The organism is Microcoleus sp. MON2_D5 (assembly GCF_036701905.1).
Classification (GTDB): Bacteria; Cyanobacteriota; Cyanobacteriia; order Cyanobacteriales; family Microcoleaceae; genus Microcoleus.
Genome location: NZ_JAUBRM010000199.1, coordinates 1 through 3436, shown reverse-complemented (window position 1 = coordinate 3436; position 3436 = coordinate 1). Strand labels below are relative to the sequence as shown.

Annotated in this window: 4 protein-coding genes; 1 reads left to right on the top strand and 3 read right to left on the bottom strand. The window is 48.1% G+C overall.

The window, feature by feature from the left end; all coding sequences use genetic code 11:
- Positions 1-400 precede the first annotated feature (400 nt).
- A complete protein-coding gene (locus QUA47_RS30500; RefSeq protein ID WP_333433576.1) occupies positions 401-1150 on the top strand; it encodes a hypothetical protein in 750 nt (249 codons plus the stop codon).
- A gap of 213 nt (positions 1151-1363) precedes the next feature.
- On the opposite strand, the gene QUA47_RS30495 is transcribed toward QUA47_RS30500, so the two are convergent.
- The 3 genes from QUA47_RS30495 to QUA47_RS30485 all read right to left on the bottom strand — a co-directional run bounded on the left by QUA47_RS30495 (position 1364) and on the right by QUA47_RS30485 (position 3106).
- Entirely contained in the window at positions 1364-2401 is a 1038-nt protein-coding gene (locus QUA47_RS30495; RefSeq protein ID WP_333433575.1) for a Kelch repeat-containing protein, read from the bottom strand.
- Positions 2402-2791: 390 nt separating this feature from the next.
- The gene (locus tag QUA47_RS30490; RefSeq protein WP_333433574.1) at positions 2792-2932 is read right to left on the bottom strand and encodes a hypothetical protein; all 141 of its coding nucleotides are present in this window, start codon (positions 2930-2932) and stop codon (positions 2792-2794) included.
- A gap of 33 nt (positions 2933-2965) precedes the next feature.
- Positions 2966-3106 (bottom strand): hypothetical protein, encoded by a 141-nt coding sequence (locus QUA47_RS30485; RefSeq protein ID WP_333433573.1) that lies wholly within the window; start codon positions 3104-3106, stop codon positions 2966-2968.
- Positions 3107-3436: the final 330 nt, after the last annotated feature.

Genomic DNA, 3436 nt, shown 5'->3' with positions numbered 1-3436 from the left:
ATCAGTATTTTTACATAAAAAAGCACAAACTAATTCTGACTATTCGCTGTTATACCATTCGTCAGGGCAACGCTCTTGACTCCTGAATTCTGCTGTAAGTGCTGCGGGTTCTGGGTATGCTGTTTTTTATGCCAAACTTACGCAACTGGCACAATTTGTAGGGTTGCCCGAAACCTTAAACATTTGATAATCGCCCGATAACAACGAGGTCTGACATACCATGCAAGTTGACTTAAGTGTGACATTTGCGTAAGTTCCATGATCTTTATCTAGGGCTTGCTGAATAACTAAAAGAAGCTCAAAAATGAAAGATATCACTATCGTTACCGCCCCCAACCCTTGTCGCTACATTGAATACTTGCTGGTTGGGATAAGGGTGCGATGAATTCAAGGGTTCACTATGCTTGACGATCAATTGCTGGAGAAATACATCCATATATTCTATGGATATGGCAACTATCACGGAGACTTTTGGTTTGTTGGTAAAGAGGAGGGAGGCGGGGGAACTATTGAAGATGCTTTGCAGCGTTTAAATGCTTGGTCTCGACGTGGATGTAGAGAACTGGAAGACGTTTTTGAGTATCACCAAGCATTTGGATTCACCAAATGCTTCGGTCAACACCCGAACATACAGCCCGTTTGGGGGAAATTGATCCGAAGTTTACTGAAAGCAAAAGGACAGGAAGCCACACGTGATCAGGTTAGAGAATATCAGGGACAGCAGTTAGCGAGAGAGGGTGGAGAAACTTGCCTGCTAGAGCTGCTCCCGTTACCTTCGCCCAGTGCTGGTATATGGCTGTACTCCGATTACTCACAGCTTCCACAACTTCTGGAGAGACAGGTTTACCGAGAATCTTATGCTGCTCAACGCGCCGACCACATCCGGCATCGAGTCTTGAAATACAAGCCGCGTGCCGTTGTGTTCTACAGTTTAGATGCTTGGTACCAGCAGTGGTGGAGAGCGATTGCAGAGGGAGCCAATTTCAGCACTCATAAGAATGGCTTTCAATCTGGTGCTAATGGTTCTACGCTCTTCGTCATCGCAAAACATCCCACAGCGCATGGTGTAACAAATGAGTATTTTGAGGCAATCGGGGATCTGATAGCTGCCCACTCATCCGATTCGTCTATACTACCGAAGCACGTTTGAGGCATATCCTGAGCCAGAGCCTAGAATCGCTAAGGTCATCAAATAGTTTCAAGCGCGTGACACACTGCTGTAAGTGTCCTCAGCCGGACGGGCAGGCGGCTATAACAGTTGCATAAACAGTCTTGACTGTTGACCAGCCGTTCCCATAACGCGATCGCTAGCAAAGCGGTATAGCCTTCTTACTGTGACTTAAGTTTATTAAAAAAGATGCGCTCACTGAGTGGGCAACACCAGCACTTCGTGGATCGCTGTCGCTGCATTTCCGCCTGTTTTGGTGCCGCCACCAAACACAAAAATGCGGTTGCCAACAGTCGATGCCCCTAATCCATGTCGTGGGGTTGGCAAGGGCGGTAATGCTTCCCAGCCATCGGTTTTCGGGTCATACACCCAACTTTCGGCAAAGACTTTCTGCTCTGGAACCCACTGTTCGCCGCCAAAAACGTAAAGCTTGCCGTTGAGCGAGGTCGCAGCCAGACCACCTCTGGCTTGAGGCATCGACGATCGCGTCTCCCACCGATCGTGCTTCGGATCGTAGACCTCAAGATTTGGCACATTGACTTGGCGCGTAGTGCCATCAGCATTCTTGACAAACTTACGACCACCAACGACGTAGATCTTTTCATCAATCACGGCTGACGCTGCACTGTTTCGCGGGGTTGGTGCATTGGCACGGGCTGACCAGCGCTGGGTCGTCGGATCAAAGACTTCGTTTCGCACGCTGTCGATGTGGTCATTGAACAGCCGAGCATCTTCAGTGGCTCGAACGCGCCCGCCAATCAGGTAGATTTTACGATCGACCACGGCAGATATGCCCTCTGCGCGAGCTACTTGCAGGTCAATACCCTTAGTCCAGGTATTAGAGGCAGGATTGTATATAAACATCGTCGGCTGTGCCCGCCAGTCCGGAAACCCACCTGTGAAACCGCCAACACCGTAGAGCAAACCATTGACTGCCGACAGCGTAATGTGATGGCGTGCTTCAGGTAGCGGTCTCAATACTGTCCATGTATCCTTAATAGGATCGTAAGACTCGAAATGATCTGAAAACTCAGTGTTTGGGCTCAGTAAACCGCCGACTACGTAAATTTTTCCATTCAGAACTTCTGGATAAAGCTCTTGTCGAGCTACCGTTGGCGGTGCAGCTTTAGTCCAATACGGCAACTGGCTTTGCGTTTGACTGAGTACAGGCGACCATAACGCACTAACCGAAAAGGTCAAAACAAACAGGGAAAGCAGATATCTAGGCGGCATAACATATACTCCATCTCAACCGATTGGACGTGGATTTGGCAGGCGAACCAACCCGTTAAACTTCTTGCCAGGATACCAGGACGTTTGGAGAAGGTTGTCAAAACCGGGAAGGCTTTCCATATGTTTCACCATCCGGGTACGCATTGAATTATCGGGTAGCGATCCTCTTAATGCCCCCATATTCTCAGCAACGTGATCTGGGTTTGTGGTCGCGGGAATCGCGCAGGTTAGAGCAGGGTGAGAAATCACATATTTGAGAAAAAACTGTGCCCAGTTCTGGCAGCCAATCTCGCTGGCAAAATCGGGTAGTGGTTGCCCCTTCACCAATTCAAAAACGCGAAGTCGCCGGCAGAATTCGTTAAGCTCGATCGCCAATTGCCGGAGTGTGGCTTAGGACGGGCGATCGAACTGCTCTGCTTCAGGTTTAGGTTCCTTCGGTTTTTTCTCAAAGACTTGAATGCTTGGGTCTAATAGCACAAAGCCGTTAGGGGTTGATTCACCCATCTTGCCACCAATAGCAGCCACCCACATGGGATAGTTGGCAGCAGCGTCCTCAAGCTTCTTTCATATTTTTGGCTTAACACTAACGGACACTACCCGACTGTCACAGTCAAGCTCAAAGGTTTTCCAGTTGTCTTTGTTAGTCTCTACGTTGGTAGGAAGTTCGTTAATTTTAATGATGAGTTCGAGCTTGCCAAGTGTCATAAGTAGTTTCGTTGGTTTAATGCGTTGCTTTTCTGGTACTTCTTGTCAGCTTTGTTGTGTATCTCCGCCTAGCTTCAGTATGCTGCAAATGACTGGTTTCCCCGATTAACCGACCTACAGCCTGAGTTGCCTGCTTGCGGTTAATCCAACCCCCAGAGAGTTTAAAAGCTCCGGCTGTTGAGACTGACCAGCCCTTTGTTGAGAATAAACGTTAATTTGTTGTACCCAGGATGTCTGCCTATTTTTTACTGAGATATAGCACTTCCGGATGTTATGAGGTACAGTAGCAGCAATTAGTAAACCAGTTTTTAAGATGTTTCGGATTAATTA